This window comes from Haloferax sp. DFSO52 (genome assembly GCF_048158745.1).
Classification (GTDB): Archaea; Halobacteriota; Halobacteria; order Halobacteriales; family Haloferacaceae; genus Haloferax.
In genome coordinates this window covers 1-15,350 of sequence record NZ_JBLOPB010000005.1, presented here as the reverse complement: position 1 = coordinate 15,350, position 15,350 = coordinate 1, and the positions used below count along the sequence as shown (strand labels likewise).

Genomic DNA, 15,350 nt, shown 5'->3' with positions numbered 1-15,350 from the left:
TCAGTCGTCCCCCGGTTCGGGCGTTAGTTCACCGGACTCGATCATCGCGTCAAGGGGGTTGTCCTCGATGTCGAGCGGAAGGTCGATACGGCCGTGTACGCGCGAGGATTCCCAGACGGCGAAGATGATTTCCGTCGCGTCGAGGGCGTTCTGCGCGTCGAGTTCGGACGTGTCACCCTCGGCTAGTGCAGTGACGATGTCCTCGATAGCGCGATCGATATACAACCGTCCGTACTCCGCCGAATCGAGTCCGTGGAGTCCCTCGTCGCCGGTGTCGATCGACTCCCATTCGTCGTCGCCGTCGCGCTTGATGCGCAGCACCTGTTCTTCGACCGACCCGTTCGGGAACCCATGGCCGATCTCGATTACACCGTCGGTTCCGATTAGCCGGTTGTGGCAATTGACGAGGTCGCCACCGAGTTCACCCGTCGATGCGAGCGCCATGACGCCGTTTTCGTACTCCCATGAGGCGAGTGACTGATTTTCGTTGTGGACACCGAACCACTTGTCTTCCGTGCTGTAGTCGAGTTGGCCGATGACCCATTCGGCCGAACCTTCGTCGTTGAAGTAGTTACACAGGTCTACGGAATGCGAGCCGTAGTCGTAGATGTTGGGTGCGGCCATCTCCAAGCGTTCGAGGTCGCCAATCGCTCCGTCTTCGAGCAGGGCTTTGGCTTCGCGATACGGCTTTCCGAATCGACGCTGGTGGTTGAACGTGAGACTGACGCCCGCGTCGTCGGCAGCCTCGACCATCAGTTCGCAGTCTGCCCAGCTTCGCGCCATTGGCTTCTCGCAGTGAATCGCTTGGACCGAATCGGTTTCAGTACAGTCGACGACGATATCAGCGTGTGTGTGTGGCGGCGTACAGATGCTTACCACGTCCGGCTGTACCTCTTCCAGCATTTCCACGTAGTCCTCGTAGACGCCGTCGTCGGGGATATCGAAGTAGTCGGCGAACGCGGCTGCATTCTCTACAACGATGTCCGCTGCACTCACGAGGGAGCAGTTCTCGAGTCGGTCGTACGCTGTTCCGTGGCGATACGCCATCGCGAATCCCTCGTTGTCCTGCGTTTCGGGATCCGCTCCGGTACCGATGAAGGCGATATCAAGCTCTTGCATGTCAGTGTTCCTCATAATAATCCCAAACGAACATGAAAAATGTATTGATAGACGACACTTCACTGGACCCGAGTTGACCGCGAGCATCGTTACATCGTCGTGACGCTATACTTCGCCGGGCTCGCGGTGGAACCGGTATCCATCGTCACGGCATCGCTGTAATCCGCCCCGCTGTTTGCTATGATTCTCTTGACGGTGTTCTCCCCGTCATCTCGAACAGACGATGATACAACTGATAGCGGTGGCCCTCACAATCCTTGTCGGTGCGACACTTGTCGCGTTCGTGAGACCGTGGCCTCAGGGGATATAATTAAACTGGGGTACAACGATTGCAAGATATGGAACCGATAGAGGTCGGAGTCCTCGGCTGTGGAACGATCAGTGATGCGTATTTCTCCTCGAACGACAAGTTCGACTGTTTCGAGATTACGGCCTGTGCGGACCTCGACCAAAAGCGCTCTGAGGCGAAGGCTGACAAGTATGGTATCGCCGCTTTCGACGTTCAGGAGTTCCTTGAATCGGACATCGACGCTGTCGTCAACCTCACACCGCCGTCGGCACACACCCAAACTTGCCGTCAGCTCCTTGCTGCCGGGAAACACGTATACGTAGAGAAACCGCTCGCAGCAACAGTCGAGGACGCCGAAGAAATTCTCGCGATGGCTGACGAGTCCGATCTGCTTGTCGGCTCTGCACCGGACACATTCCTCGGTGCTGGCCTGCAAACCTGCCGGTCGGTAATCGATTCTGGGCGGATTGGCGAGCCAGTCGGTGCGACCGCCATTTGGACCTCCGGTGGCCACGAGAGTTGGCACCCAAATCCCGACTTCTACTACTCCGATGGTGGTGGGCCATTATTCGATATGGGACCGTACTACGTGACGGCGCTCGTCTCGTTGCTCGGCCCAGCAGCTCGCGTGACCGGGTCGGTCAAACAGACGTTCTCTGAGCGGACGATTACGAGCGAACCACGAAACGGTGAGACCATCAGCGTTGAGGTACCGACTCATGAAACCGGGATTGTCGAGTTCGAGAACGGTGCGGTCGCGAACCTGTTGATGAGCTTCGACACGCACGGCGGATCGTCGCTACCGGATCCCGCTTTCGAAATCTACGGGACAGAAGGGACGCTCCAAATTCCGGACCCGAATCACTTCGAGGGTCCCGTTCGAGTCCGGGACCGTGACAGTGACCAGTTTAGAGACGTCGAACTCACCCACGAGTATACCGGGGGTCGTGGTGCCGGTGTCGCCGACCTCGCGTACGCTATCGGTGACGACTGGGAACACCGGACGAACGCCGACCTCGCGTATCACGTGTTGACGATACTCTCCGGTATTCGCACTGCGTCCACGATTGGCGAACACGTGCCAATCGAGAATGACTGCCGACGACCAACACCGCTCCCTCCGGCGTTCCCGGACCAATAAGAAGCGACGACTACGACCCGAACTTTCTTATCGCTCCTCCAAGTCAGGAAGGTATGGTACCACGATCAGTACTTGCGATCGGTGGGAACCGTTTTCCATTCCATCGATTCGAGGAACGAGGGCCGGAGATCGCTGCTGCGTTCGACGACCGGATTGACCTGACACTTACGACCGACAAGGATGACCTGGTCGATCTGTCTGGATACGATGCGGTGCTCGATTATCTAACGGACAGTTCGATGACTGCGGCGCAGCGAGAGGGTCTAACATCGTTCGTTGCCGAGGGCGGGGGCTACGTCGGTGTTCACTGTGCCTCTGACCTCACCAGTACGGTGGCTGACGATCCCGACGACGTGATCGACTTCCACGACGAACCCTTCCCGGAGCTTCGAGAACTGATTGGCGGCCACTTCATCACCCATCCGGAGCAGGCCGCCCTCGACATCCACGTGATCGACCACCACCACCCAGTCACCGCAGCGATGGATGACCTCACAGTGTGGGACGAACCGTACGTGGTCGATGTCGACGATGATGTGCGCGTTCTAGCGCGGATGGACCATCCCGAACACGCTGACATGCCCGTAGTGTGGGTCAAAGAGTACGGTGACGGACGCGTCTTCTACAGTTCGCTCGGACACGGGACCCCGTCATTGACCCACGAGGGTGTCCAGCGCCTCATCCGGGACGGGACCCGGTGGGCTGTACGTGACCAGTGAATGATACGCTCCGCAGTGGCCTAATCCGGCTGTCGGCCGTGCATCACCCAGTTGTGTAGAGGATTCTGTCGACAGTCGACAGGTGTCCTGACCGAAAATTTATTATAAATTTGGATGGGATTGTTCAACGGTATGCAAGTTGGCGTGCTCACTGTAGTGCTCGGTGGCGAACCGCTCGAAGACGTACTCGACTATCTCGACGATATCGGCGTCGGTGCTGTCGAACTCGGCTGTGGGGGGTTCGTCGGTGACGATCACCTCGCGACTGAAGACTATCTCGACGACGAGGAAGCGCAGGCTGACCTCCACGAACTACTCGAAGAATACGACATGGACGTGAGCGCGCTGGCGACACACAACAATCCAATCCATCCCAATGAGGAACGCGCCGCTCAAGCTGACGAGGAGCTCCGTGATGCGATACGGCTGGCAAGCCAACTTGATGTGAACACGGTGACGACGTTCTCGGGCCTGCCAGGAGGTGCCCCGGGCGATGAGACGCCGAACTGGATTACCGCACCGTGGCCCAACGAACATGGTGAGGCGCTTGAGTACCAGTGGGAGGAGGTAGCGATCCCGTACTGGTCCGAGATCGGGGAGTTTGCCGAGAAACATGGCGTCGACGTGGCCATCGAGATGCATCCGAATATGCTCGTTTACGAACCGCACAGCATGATGCGGCTACGTGAGGCAGGAGGCGAGCGGATCGGGGCGAACTTCGATCCCTCGCACCTGTACTGGCAGGGTATCGAGATTACCGAAGCGCTCCGCTTCCTCGGTGCTGAGGGTGCGATTCACCACTTCCACGCGAAAGACACTGGCCTCTACGAGTCCAACGCGCGGACGAAGGGGTATCTCGACACGGCCCCCTACACCGACGAGTCCGACCGCTCGTGGCTGTTCCGTTCGGTCGGCTACGGTCACGGCGAGAAACACTGGAAAGACATCGTGAGTACGCTGCGGATGATCGGCTACGACGGTGCCCTCTCAATCGAACACGAAGACTCCCTGACAAGCGGTCGCGAGGGACTGGAGAAAGCTGTCGATCTGCTAGACCGCGCGATCTTCGAGACGACTCCCGGTGAGGCCCACTGGGTCTAGTTCGGTACTCACCGGTTGTTCCGTACTGTCAGTAGACACCTTTCGAAATACAACACAATATGACATACAACATTGGATTCATCGGATACCAGTTTATGAGTGAAGCCCACGGGAACGCGTTGAACAAGCTCCCGATGTTCTTCCCGGATGCTCCGGAGACGAAACGCCACGTCATCGTCGGACGAACCGAAGACGCGCTCGAAGAGGCGGCCGATCGGCTCGGGTTCGAGCACACAGCGACTGACTGGCGGGAGATACTCGACGACATCGACATCCTGTACAACCTGACACCGAACTCTGTCCACCCTGAGCCGTCAATCGCGGCGCTCGAACGAGACATCCCGGTGCTGTGTGAGAAGCCACTCGCACCGACACTCGAGGGTGCCGAAGCGATGGCTGAGGCAGCAGCGGAAAGCGACGCAACCGCTGCGACGGCGTTCAACTACCGCTATATTCCGGCGATTCAGCACGCTCGGAAGTTGATTGAGGCTGGCGAGCTCGGCGAGATTCGCCAGGTTCGAGGACACTACTTGCAGGACTGGCTCACAGATGCCGAGGCACCGTGGAGTTGGCGCAATGACGAGGAACTGGCCGGCAGTGGGGCACTGGGTGATCTGGGTGCGCACACGTTCGACCTGACGCGCTACCTGGTTGGTGATCGTGTCGGTGAGTTTGACCGGGTCAGCGGCCAACTACAGACCTTCGTCGACGAGCGGCCAGTCCCCGGGACGGACGAGACGAGGTCGGTTACCGTCGACGATGCCTACACTGCACAAGTTGCGTTCGAGAGCGGAGCGGTCGGAACCTTCGAAGCCTCGCGAGTTACCGACGGACACAAGAACGATCATTCGATTGCAATCTACGGCTCTGAGGGAAGTCTGCGATTCTCTCTCGAGCGTCTCAACGAACTCGAAGTAAACCTTGACGGCAACCGTGGCTTCGAAACTGTCCTCGCGACGGATCCTGACGACCCGTATATCGGTCACTGGTGGCCACCGGGCCACGTCCTTGGCTGGGAACACACGTTCGTCCACGAAAACTACGAGTTCCTCATGGCTGTTGACAACGGTGATGACTACCACCCAGATTTCCAGGATGGTGTCGCCGTTCAACGGATCCTCGATGCCGTCGAACGCAGCGCCGAAGACAGTGAGTGGGTCGCCGTTTAGGCCAACTCACTACTTACTATCGTTCGTCACCATCGTGAGTGACGTCTGCGCACCTCGAAACAATCTCGGTTCAATATCGACCATGTCGGAAATGAGTACACCATAGCTGAAAATTTATACAGTATGCTAGTCTTTGTCTCGATATAATGGATAACAAAGTCAAGTCGGTGAAAAAGACGTTCGACATCATCAATACGGTCCAAGCGCTTGACGGTGCGTCGTTGACGACACTCTCACAGCAGATGGGAATGCCAAAGAGCACCGCGCACAACTACTTGAAATCACTCGAAGAGGCTGAGTACCTCGTCAACGATGGCGGAACGTACCGCGTCGGCATCAGATTCCTCGAACACGGGGCATACGCCCGTAACCGGATGAAGATTCACGAGATCGCGAAGCCCGAAATTGACAAACTTGCAGCGGATACCGGCGAACTCGCGAACCTTCTCGTAGAAGAGCATGGCCTCGGAAGCTATCTTCATCGAGCACGGGGAGATGACGCCGTGCAAGTCGAAGCCCACGTCGGCACGCGTGTGTACCTCCATAGCACCGGACTCGGTAAAGCAATCCTCGCGAACCTCCCTGCAGAGCGGCGTGACGAGATTTTGGATGAACGGGGACTGCCGGAGCGAACCCCACAGACGACGACTAACAGGTACGAGCTGCTAGACGAACTCGAAGAGATTCGCGAACGTGGCTTCGCCTTCGATGATGAAGAGCGGTTGAAGGGGTTGCGCTGTGTCGCCGCTCCCATCCACAGCAACAGTGACCGTGTCATCGGGGCAATCAGTATATCGGGTCCGACGAACCGGCTCAGGGGCGAACGATACCGTGAAGAACTGCCGAATAAACTGCTCGAAGCGATGAACGTCATCGAGCTCAATATCACGCACTCTTGAACGCGCCTCGTGCGTCAATTCTCGGGACGACAGTGACGGTCGAGCAGTCACTGAGTTGGAACCGCCCCGTGAACTGAGATTTCGTGGAGGCCACCCAGCGTTTCGATGCTGCCGAGTCGCTCACGTTCGTGCTCGGATAGTGTGAGGTCGAGCGAGCCGCTAGGATTTATACAATCAGCGTGCTTTCTCCGCCCATGGACGTACTCGTTATCGGTGGGACCGGAATCATCAGCACCGGAATCACCGAACAGCTGGCCGATTCCGACCACGATGTCACCGTATACAACCGTGGGGAAACGGACATCACACTCCCAAGCGGGGTCGAACAGGTGCAAGGCGACCGCGAGGCCCTCGACCAGTTCGAAACAGACATGGAAGCGCTCGATCCGACGGCCGTGATCGACATGCGCTGTTTCACTCCCGCAGAGGCCCAGAGCGCGATTCGGGCCTTCCCTGATGTCGAACGTTACCTGTTCTGTAGCACCGTCGCGGTCTACGACCATCCCGTCGACTCGTACCCGATCACCGAAACCTCCGAGCGAAAGGCCGCCGGCGAGAACTACGGCGAAGCGAAGGCCGAGTGCGAGCGAATCTTCGACACAGCTCACGAAGAGAGCGGCTTCCCCGTCGTCACGCTTCGCCCGGGCCACACCTACGGGGAGGGAGGCAACCGCGGCGGTCTCTGTTATTCACTGGGCTGGGAACAGACCGCGTTCGTCGACCGACTTCGCCGTGGGCTACCGATCGTCGTCCACGACAGTGGCACGTCGCTTTGGGCTTCGTGTCACCGCGACGACGTCGCTTCCGCGTTCGTCGCCGCACTCGAGAAGGGTGAAACAGGCGAACACTACCAGGTCGCGACCGAAACGTCCTACGCGTGGGACAACTACCTCCGGACGGCTGCGAGAGCGATCGATGCGCCCGAACCGGAGCTCGTCCATGTCCCGACGGATTTCATCGCCGCGGCCTTGCCCGACCAATCTGAGCTCCTTGTCCGAGACTTGAAGTACAGTCTGAAGTACGATTCGAGCAAGGCGAAGGAGGCACTGGGCTTCGATCCGGAGGTTTCGTGGGCAGACGGGTTCCGTCGAACCGTCGCGTGGCTCGACGAACGTGGTCAGATCGACACTGCGGAATCCTCTCACGACGATGCGGTCATCGCAGCGTGGGAACAGGCGCTCGAGTCTGGGGTATCCGCGGTAACCGAGTAGCTTTGCACGACCGGGTTGCGGTGCCGGCCAGTTGCGTTCACGACGGGCGAGGAGTGATCTGAAGAGAAGGGATGGACCGACTGCCAGAAAGAGATAATATTTATTCTTTGCTTCTGAAGATGTGAATAATGGCCGGGAAAGCAGTTGGCAACATCCTTCGCTTGCCCAGAGAGATCGTCATAACCGTCGGGTTGATCAGTGGTTCGCAGTTCGTCAACCACATGTACCTCGTCTTGTTACCGCCGATTTTGACGATTCTCGTTGGTGAGTTCGAGGTGTCGCTCGCACTCTTGGGTATCGCCCTCGGTGTTCAAGCGTTAACCAACACCGCCTTCCAGCTCCCGTTTGGATATCTCGCCGACCACTACGATCGAACGATTGCTCTGGGGTTATCTTCGTTCTTGGGGGCAATCGGTGTGCTGATCGTCGCAGTATCGCCCTCGTTTCGCTGGTTGGTCGTCGGGCAAGCGATTATCGGAATCGGCGTTGCGGGACATCATCCCGCACACTATCCACTATTGACCGATGCGACACCTGAGTCAATCCGCGGGCGTGCGTTCTCGGTCTACAACTTCGGTGGCATGCTCGGATTCGCGGCACCGCCAATCATCATCACTGCGATTATCACACTCCCCGGTCTAACGTGGCGCCACGCAATCGGGGCACTCGGATTCGTCGGGGTCGCATACGCAGTCATTATCACAGCAGTGTTTTCCCGCACACTCGGTCGGGATATCACCGAACCAAACGTTACTGACACGGGACGGTCGGGTGAATTCCTTGACCGGATTCGGACGGAACTCCGGACACTCGTTGCCGGTTCTGAGATCCTTGTTCTCGCACTCCTCGCACTTATCGCTTCGACAGCAAACTGGGCGCTTTCTTCCTATACGGTGGTGTTCCTCACCGAGATCTACGAGATTCCCCTCGAACAGGCGAACCTCACCCTGACTGGCCTCTTTTTGACCGGTTCAGTCGGAGTACTCGCTGGCGGGTCACTCACGGACCGGTTCTCCCCCACACCAGTCATGTTCGTGAGTTTCATCGGACTTACTGTACTCGTAAGCGTTATCGCGACGAGTGCCGCCCCCGCCATTGTCGCTATCGGCCTGTTGTTAGTCATCGGTGCGGTACGGAGCCTCGAAGGTCCCGCCAGAGACATCCTCACAGAGCGATTATCAGCGGACGGCACAGTCGGAAAGAGCTTTGCAGTCGTCACGATCGGACTCATGCTCGGTGGTACGATTGCACCGCCAATGTTCGGGTACCTCATCGATCAGTTCGGCGTACAGGAAGCGTTCTTCGTCATTGCTGCAGTGGCAGCGATTGCTACTGCCGTCACAGTCACCATGGCGCTGCGGATTGATGCAATCTCCGAACTGACACCGATACCCAGAGACTGAGACAGCCGCCATTGCTGGTTCTCCGTGGGAGGTACCAATATTGGCTGAGTTGGCTGGATAGTAATTCCATCAAATCGGTACTGGACAAGCACGGCTCGACGATCAACATCTCCTCGTTGGCCACCAAGCTATCGATGGTCATTCTCTCGGCCGCCTCCGCGGCGAAGGGCGGTGTCGATGCGCTCCGAGTGTTTCGGCGAACGAACTGGCCCCTCTGTGTCCGACCAGCAGCTGAACTAGCGGAACGTGGTGATGAACGAATCGGTTGCATCGCGCCACGCCGAAACGATAGCGTCGTACTCTGGGTCACAGTCCCAGTCATCGATGGCATCGTCGGCTACGAGACGAGAAACCGTTCGCTCGACACCGTCTTCCCAAGAGACGGTCTGCTGGAATCCGAGATCTCGCTCGGCTTTGGCCATATCAAACACCGTCGAGAACTGGTAGTGGTCCAGCAGCGGTGCCACCCGGTCGGGGGCCACCTCACAGAGCGCATCGGTCGGCACGTGGACAAGCTCCGGTTCCGGAGCGTCGAGCGCGGCCGCCGCCCGACGGTGGTACTGGTTCCAGGTCATGGGTTCGGTTGCCGTCGTGTGATAGGCTTCGCCGATCGTTTCATGGTTTCCGATTGCCGCGACGAACGCGGCGGCCACGTCGTCGCGGTGACACGGTGCCCACACAGAGGTGCCGTCGCCGTGAACGACGATGGGCTTTCCTTTCCGGAGACGGTCGACGTATGCTTCGCTCGATAGCGTATCGAGGAGGCCGCGGTCACCCCCGTAAGTGTGCCACGGTCGGATGATCGTTGCGGGGAACCCGTCTTCTCGGTAAGCTTCGAAGAGGCGGTCTTCGCAGATCGCCTTGTTTCCGCCGTACTCGCTGACTGGTGGTTCGCGAGCGGCACGCTCCCGGATGGGCATCGTCTCCACCGGCCGGTGGTACACGTCGACTGTGCTACAGAAGACGTACTGATCGATGTAGCCATGGAATACGTCGATAGCGGTCTCGATGTCAGCCGGGTCGAAGCCGACCATGTCTATCACACAGCCGAGCGAGACTGCGTCTCGAGCCCGTTCCAATGCGTCTCGGTCAGCCCGGTCGCCCGTGATGTGGTCGACAGAGGCCGGGAGATTCGCTTCGGTCTTCCCGCGAGTGAATACTGTTACATCGTGTCCTGCGGCGACGGCTTGTCGGGTGATTCCGGTGCTGATGAGGCCCGTCCCACCGATGATAAGTACTTCCATGGTTGACTGTCTCGAGCGGGAGTGGTATAGCTGTGGGTCCCTCGGACAGTTCAACGGTTACCTATTCGTGGCCGATGATCGCCAGCGGTTCGTATGGCTCTTCGAGATAGTCCATGTCGGAGTCGGAGATGTCTATCTCCACTGCTTCCACGGCTTGCTCGAGGTGCTCGATGCTCGATGTTCCGACGATCGGCGCGGTCACCCAATCCTTGTGCAGTAGCCATGCCAACGACAGTTGCGCCATCGAGACACCATAATCATCAGCCAGCTCCTGGACGCGCTCGTTTATCTCTTGACCGCCACCGGCTCCGTACTCGGGCGTTGGGTTGTGGTGGTTCTTTGGGTCGCCACGGGTGGTCGCCTGCAACTCTTCGTGTGGGCGGGTGAGGTAACCTTGTCCCAGTGGCGCCCATGGGATGACGCCGATATCTTCTTCCTGGCACAGGGGCAACATCTCGCGTTCTTCTTCCCGGTACGCCAGATTGTAGTGGTTCTGCATCGTGACGAATTGCTCCAGTCCCTGATTCCGCGAGGTCTCTTGGGCAGCGGCGAGTTGGTAGGCCCACATTGAGGAAGCACCAAGATAGCGCACTTCCCCACGTCGGACGGCGTCGTCGAGTGCCCGCATCGTCTCTTCGATGGGTGTTTCGTCGTCCCAGCGATGTATCTGCAGGAGGTCGACAGTGTCCATTCCGAGCCGGTCTAGTGACGCCGCCAATTCTTGCTCGATGGCTTTCCGCGAGAGCCCGCTCCGGTTCGGCCCATCCCCGTCGACCGGGAAGAACGTCTTCGTCGCGACGACCTGTTCGTCTCGGTCTCGTTCGTCGAGCGCCCGACCGAGTATCTCCTCACTCTCACCTGCCGAGTAGGCGTTGGCCGTGTCGAAGAAGTTGATGCCGAGTTCGACGGCCCGATCGATAATTTCCTGGGACTCGTCTTCGTCGAGCATCCACGGTTCCTCGCTGCCGAAACTCATACAACCCAGACAGATACGACTCACTTCTGTACCAGTCCCGCCTAACGTCGTGTACTCCATGAAATATTAGCCGGTAGCTGTCAACAAAAAACTTACTGGTATTTCAGATGGTGGTATGGAGTTCGAGGATTCGATGGTACCGTCACAGTAGTGAATTTGCTGGCGGACATCACGGTTTGAGTTCTACGTTCACGGAGTATGTGGATTGATTAACAGATGTACACACCGTACTACCTCATGGGCAACGCCCACGATATTTGCCACGTGTACATTGAGACACGGCACGCGTGGTAAACAAGGGGTCCGCGTGGTAAACAAGGGGTACGGGTGGTAAACAAGGTGAAACGGCCGATTATCCCGCTCGCTGACACTCACAGCCACGTTCGTCGAAGAACTGGGAAACAGAGTAGTGCGCCCCACAAGACTGACACAGAATCGTCATGTCGAGTAAGACTTCGAACTCCTCGACGTCGATTCGGTTCGTATCACGGAGTTTCTCTATCCGTTCTTCAGTTACGGACAGCGTCCGCGTTACCAAGCGGTGGATGCTCTCTAAGTCCTTCTCGATTTTTTCCTCGTCGGAGATTTTCTGATACTCTGCCCCGCGATACTCTTTGAGGTAGGACCGGATCGCCTGATAGGTGACGAAATTGCGTTCGAGCGATTCGACGTCGATTTCGTTCTGTTCGAGACGGTTCTCAGTATCAATCCGTACACCGATGCTGACGTCGTCGTCCGTCAGGTTGTTGTACGTCGCGTCCACATCGGTTTGAACTGCGTTCATCCCGGCGCCGATGAGGGTTCGTTCGAGTATCTGTTTGTTGAAGTAGTCGGCGAGGTCACGAAGACTCATCCGTTCGTACCCCTCACCGGTCCAGCGGGCTTCTAACTCCGCCCCCAACCCGTCGAGCTCGTACTCGTCGAGGAGACGCGCAACCTTGCTCGACGGACGCCCATTCGTTGTCTCTCCCATGGTGGTGTCTTTCGCAAAGAGTGGTAAAAACTTCTGAGATTAGATAGCGGTGATGCGGGTGAACGAGTCGTCAAGTGCCTGTGCGTCCTCGGGGAGGAGGGCACAGACGAGGTAGTCCGCGTAGTCGGCTCCGTAATCCACTAGTGCAGCGATGCGGTCGGAGTCGATTGCCTCCATCGAGTCCAGCAACATGAACGGCAACGTGCCGAGTTGTACTGTTCTGGCCTATGCCCAGGTCGTTCTCCATCGTAGAACAGACCGTTAGTCGATCGTATCACTATCGTGAGCCGTATTCTTGGCGATCCATCTCGAGGAGCCTCTCGTGGATACGTTCCAATCAAGAGAACCACGTACTATCGGTCGGCTTCGACGGACGCTAACCGGGTACTGAGCATTCTAGCGTCGAGTGGGCGTGAGAGATGGACATTGCGGAAGTTCGTTTGAACTATCTCGACGGGCATAGGAACGTGATGAGTTGGGTTTAGCGTTGGGTCACACCTCGTCGACAGTCCGAATCATCGCACCGGTGTCTGACTTCGCTTCGCTCAGTCGAACGCTAAAAATCAGAGAGTCACATGCTCGCCTACGCGGCGTTCAGTCGAAGAGTGTCTCGCCTTCGACCATATGCTCTTCGACGGCGTCCATGTTGAGCGTCAGACCGAGACCCGGTTTCTCGGGGATTTCCATACGCCCGTCCTCAATGAGTCCGTCTTCCTCGACGAGGTCCTCCCACCAGTCGAGTTGGTACGAGTGGTACTCGACGGCAAGCGAGTTCGGAATAGCCGCGGCGACCTGTGCGGAAGCCATCGTCCCGATGGGTGACGAGACGTTGTGCATCGCCACGGGGATGTAGTACATATCAGCGAGGTCGGCGATTTTCCGCGTCTCGCGCATGCCACCTACACGCGGCAGGTCGGGAGCGATGATGTCGACTGCCTGCGGTTGCAAAAGGGTCCGCTGGCCAAACTTCCGGTAAACGTTCTCCCCGACAGCGATGGGTGTCGTCGTGGACTGCGTCACGAGCTTCTGGACGTCGTGGTTCTCCGGCGGGACCGGGTCTTCGAGCCACCAGACGTCGTACTCCTCCAGTGCGGCCGCGAGTCGCTTTGCACTCCCGCCAGTGAACGACCAGTGACAGTCGAACGCCACGTCAGCGCGGTCACCGACGGCCTCGGTGACAGCCTCGACGATCTCGACCTTGTGGTCGATTTCGGGGCCACGAAGGTGTCGATTTGCGCGGTCCTTCTCGTGACCCGACGGCACGTCGAGATCGAACTTGATGGCGTCGTAGCCGAGTTCCTCGACGACGCGGACACCTTCCTCGGCGCAAGCCTGTGGGTTCGCTTCGTCCTCTGTGTGCAGGTCACAGTAAATGCGCACTTCGTCGCGATACTTCCCGCCGACGAGTTGGTAGGCGGGTACGTCGAGGAGTTTGCCGGCGACGTCGTGAAGCGCGATTTCGATGCCGGAGATGGCGGAGATAACCTTTCCGGAGACCGAGCCTTCGCCGGACATCTTCTGAATGAGGTGTTCGTAGAGACGGTCGATGTCGAGGGGATTCTCACCAACGATGAAGGGCTTCATCCGCTCGATTATCGCTGTGTCGCCGCCGCCCCAATAAGACTCGCCGGTCCCGACGACGCCCGCGTCGGTGTAGACGCGGACGAGAATCCACGGGTAGTTCCCGTCGACCATCGTCGTCTGGACGTCAGTAATCTTCGCGTCACGGACGCCGCCACGGGGGTTCGTGAGGTTCATCGTCTCCGATGACAGGTCCCGCATCGTATACTCCGCGTTCGGGTCGTGGAGCTTCGCGTAGTCAACCATTACACCCGTATATCCCGGAATTTGTTGAAAAAGGTTGTGGATGGGGTAGTTCGTCATCAACCTTCGTGCCACCAGGTGTATTCTCGAACGGAGAAGCAAGTGACGTGTGATGGAGAGACAAGATCTGTAACGGATAGCGTACATGCGCGTTTATCGCCGCAGCGCGCGTTTTTCGATTCTCGCCGGGAGCTGCGAAGACCGAACAAGGTTCGATTCCGGAGACGAGAGTCTGTCGGGGACGAGTGTGTCCTGTTCGATGACTGGCGATCCAGCACGACGCAGTACTCCGAGAGTCCGTCGTCTGCTCGTTCGGCTCCGTTTTTCCAGATTCTCTAATTCAGAACAAGATATGGGAGTTTTGCGCCAAAAAATTACAGGTCTAGGCCTGTAACGTTTTGCCCCCACACTCGTGATTCGTCAGCGAAAACGTGTTCTCAACCAATTTCGAGGTTCCAAATGCTCCGTTCCGGTATAGTAAACTGGGGCCAAAATTCGTCAAAACCTAGTAGTTGATGTTCAGTTCGATAACGTTCGCCGCACTCAGCACCCGTTCGGGGAGTTTTCCGTGGAGATCATCGTCGCTGACTCGACTGGCCGGGGCAGAGACGCTAATCGCCCCCATCACCCCACCAGAAGACGATTTGATGGGTGCTGCGAGACATCGGAGACCTTCGAGGCGCTCCCCGTCGTCGATGGCGTACCCGCGCTCGCGTACCTCTTCCAATACCTCGAAGAGTTCGTCTCTCGTTCCAATGCTCTTGGGTGTCTTTCGTTCGAGGCCGTGCTGCTCGATTATCTCGTCGACCCGCGACTCTGGGAGATGGGCGAGAATCGCCTTCCCAAGTGCTGTCGTGTGGAGGTTCGTCCGAAGTCCCGCGTACGTGTCGAGGTCTACTGCCTTGTCTCCCTTGGACCGGATCAGGTAGACGCCCATTCCCTGTTCTTCCACTAGCAGATTTGCGAGTTCACCCGTCTCGGCGGCGAGAGTTTTGACCTCGGGTTCGGCGACCTGATAGAGTTCCATTGACTTTCGACTGTGCCCACCTATTTCGAGGAACTTCAGTCCCACTCTGTAGTCGTCTCCAGACTTCAACACGTACCCGTGTTTCTGAAGCGTCGTCAGATGGTTGTGAACCGCGCTCTTGCCCATGTCGAGGTTGTTGGCTAACTCGGTGACACCACACGGACCCCTGTGTTTTAACTCGTCCACCAGGGCGAGCGTCTTTTCGGTCGTTCGAACCGGGTGCTTGGCGTCCATGCACACAGGTAACAGAGTTCA

14 protein-coding genes are annotated in these 15,350 nt (G+C 57.9%); 7 read left to right on the top strand and 7 right to left on the bottom strand.

Going from position 1 to position 15,350, the window contains the following annotated elements:
* Entirely contained in the window at window positions 1-1,119 is a 1,119-nt protein-coding gene (locus tag ACK3SC_RS18575; RefSeq protein ID WP_416841745.1) for a Gfo/Idh/MocA family protein, read from the bottom strand.
* Window positions 1,120-1,457: 338 nt separating this feature from the next.
* On the opposite strand from ACK3SC_RS18575, the gene ACK3SC_RS18570 reads away from it, so the two are divergent.
* The 7 genes from ACK3SC_RS18570 (at window position 1,458) to ACK3SC_RS18540 (ending at window position 9,051) form a co-directional block, all read left to right on the top strand.
* Window positions 1,458-2,549, top strand: coding sequence for a Gfo/Idh/MocA family protein (locus tag ACK3SC_RS18570; RefSeq protein WP_416841744.1), 1,092 nt, complete (start codon window positions 1,458-1,460; stop codon window positions 2,547-2,549).
* A gap of 53 nt (window positions 2,550-2,602) precedes the next feature.
* Window positions 2,603-3,268, top strand: coding sequence for a ThuA domain-containing protein (locus tag ACK3SC_RS18565; RefSeq protein WP_416841743.1), 666 nt, complete (start codon window positions 2,603-2,605; stop codon window positions 3,266-3,268).
* A 132-nt stretch (window positions 3,269-3,400) separates the two neighbouring features.
* Window positions 3,401-4,369 carry a sugar phosphate isomerase/epimerase family protein gene (locus ACK3SC_RS18560; RefSeq protein ID WP_416841742.1) on the top strand — a complete coding sequence of 323 codons (969 nt, stop codon included), beginning with the start codon at window positions 3,401-3,403 and terminating at the stop codon, window positions 4,367-4,369.
* A gap of 59 nt (window positions 4,370-4,428) precedes the next feature.
* Entirely contained in the window at window positions 4,429-5,538 is a 1,110-nt protein-coding gene (locus tag ACK3SC_RS18555; RefSeq protein WP_416841741.1) for a Gfo/Idh/MocA family protein, read from the top strand.
* Between the two features lie 146 nt (window positions 5,539-5,684).
* A complete protein-coding gene (locus tag ACK3SC_RS18550) occupies window positions 5,685-6,437 on the top strand; it encodes an IclR family transcriptional regulator (protein ID WP_416841740.1) in 753 nt (250 codons plus the stop codon).
* Window positions 6,438-6,631: 194 nt separating this feature from the next.
* A complete protein-coding gene (locus ACK3SC_RS18545) occupies window positions 6,632-7,648 on the top strand; it encodes an NAD-dependent epimerase/dehydratase family protein (protein ID WP_416841739.1) in 1,017 nt (338 codons plus the stop codon).
* A 128-nt stretch (window positions 7,649-7,776) separates the two neighbouring features.
* A complete protein-coding gene (locus ACK3SC_RS18540) occupies window positions 7,777-9,051 on the top strand; it encodes an MFS transporter (RefSeq protein ID WP_416841738.1) in 1,275 nt (424 codons plus the stop codon).
* 236 nt (window positions 9,052-9,287) lie between these two features.
* Here ACK3SC_RS18540 and ACK3SC_RS18535 read toward each other — a convergent pair whose 3' ends face one another.
* The 6 genes from ACK3SC_RS18535 to xacR form a co-directional block, all read right to left on the bottom strand.
* A complete protein-coding gene (locus ACK3SC_RS18535; protein WP_416841737.1) occupies window positions 9,288-10,295 on the bottom strand; it encodes an NAD-dependent epimerase/dehydratase family protein in 1,008 nt (335 codons plus the stop codon).
* Between the two features lie 61 nt (window positions 10,296-10,356).
* Window positions 10,357-11,331: an aldo/keto reductase gene (locus ACK3SC_RS18530; RefSeq protein WP_416841736.1), complete on the bottom strand. Its 975-nt coding sequence runs from the start codon at window positions 11,329-11,331 to the stop codon at window positions 10,357-10,359.
* Window positions 11,332-11,623: 292 nt separating this feature from the next.
* Window positions 11,624-12,244: a rod-determining factor RdfA gene (rdfA, locus tag ACK3SC_RS18525; protein ID WP_416841735.1), complete on the bottom strand. Its 621-nt coding sequence runs from the start codon at window positions 12,242-12,244 to the stop codon at window positions 11,624-11,626.
* A gap of 39 nt (window positions 12,245-12,283) precedes the next feature.
* Window positions 12,284-12,436, bottom strand: coding sequence for a hypothetical protein (locus ACK3SC_RS18520; RefSeq protein ID WP_416841734.1), 153 nt, complete (start codon window positions 12,434-12,436; stop codon window positions 12,284-12,286).
* A 402-nt stretch (window positions 12,437-12,838) separates the two neighbouring features.
* Window positions 12,839-14,071, bottom strand: coding sequence for a mandelate racemase/muconate lactonizing enzyme family protein (locus ACK3SC_RS18515; RefSeq protein WP_416841733.1), 1,233 nt, complete (start codon window positions 14,069-14,071; stop codon window positions 12,839-12,841).
* A gap of 502 nt (window positions 14,072-14,573) precedes the next feature.
* Window positions 14,574-15,329 (bottom strand): HTH-type transcriptional regulator XacR, encoded by a 756-nt coding sequence (xacR, locus tag ACK3SC_RS18510; protein ID WP_416841732.1) that lies wholly within the window; start codon window positions 15,327-15,329, stop codon window positions 14,574-14,576.
* Between the last annotated feature and the right edge of the window lie 21 nt (window positions 15,330-15,350).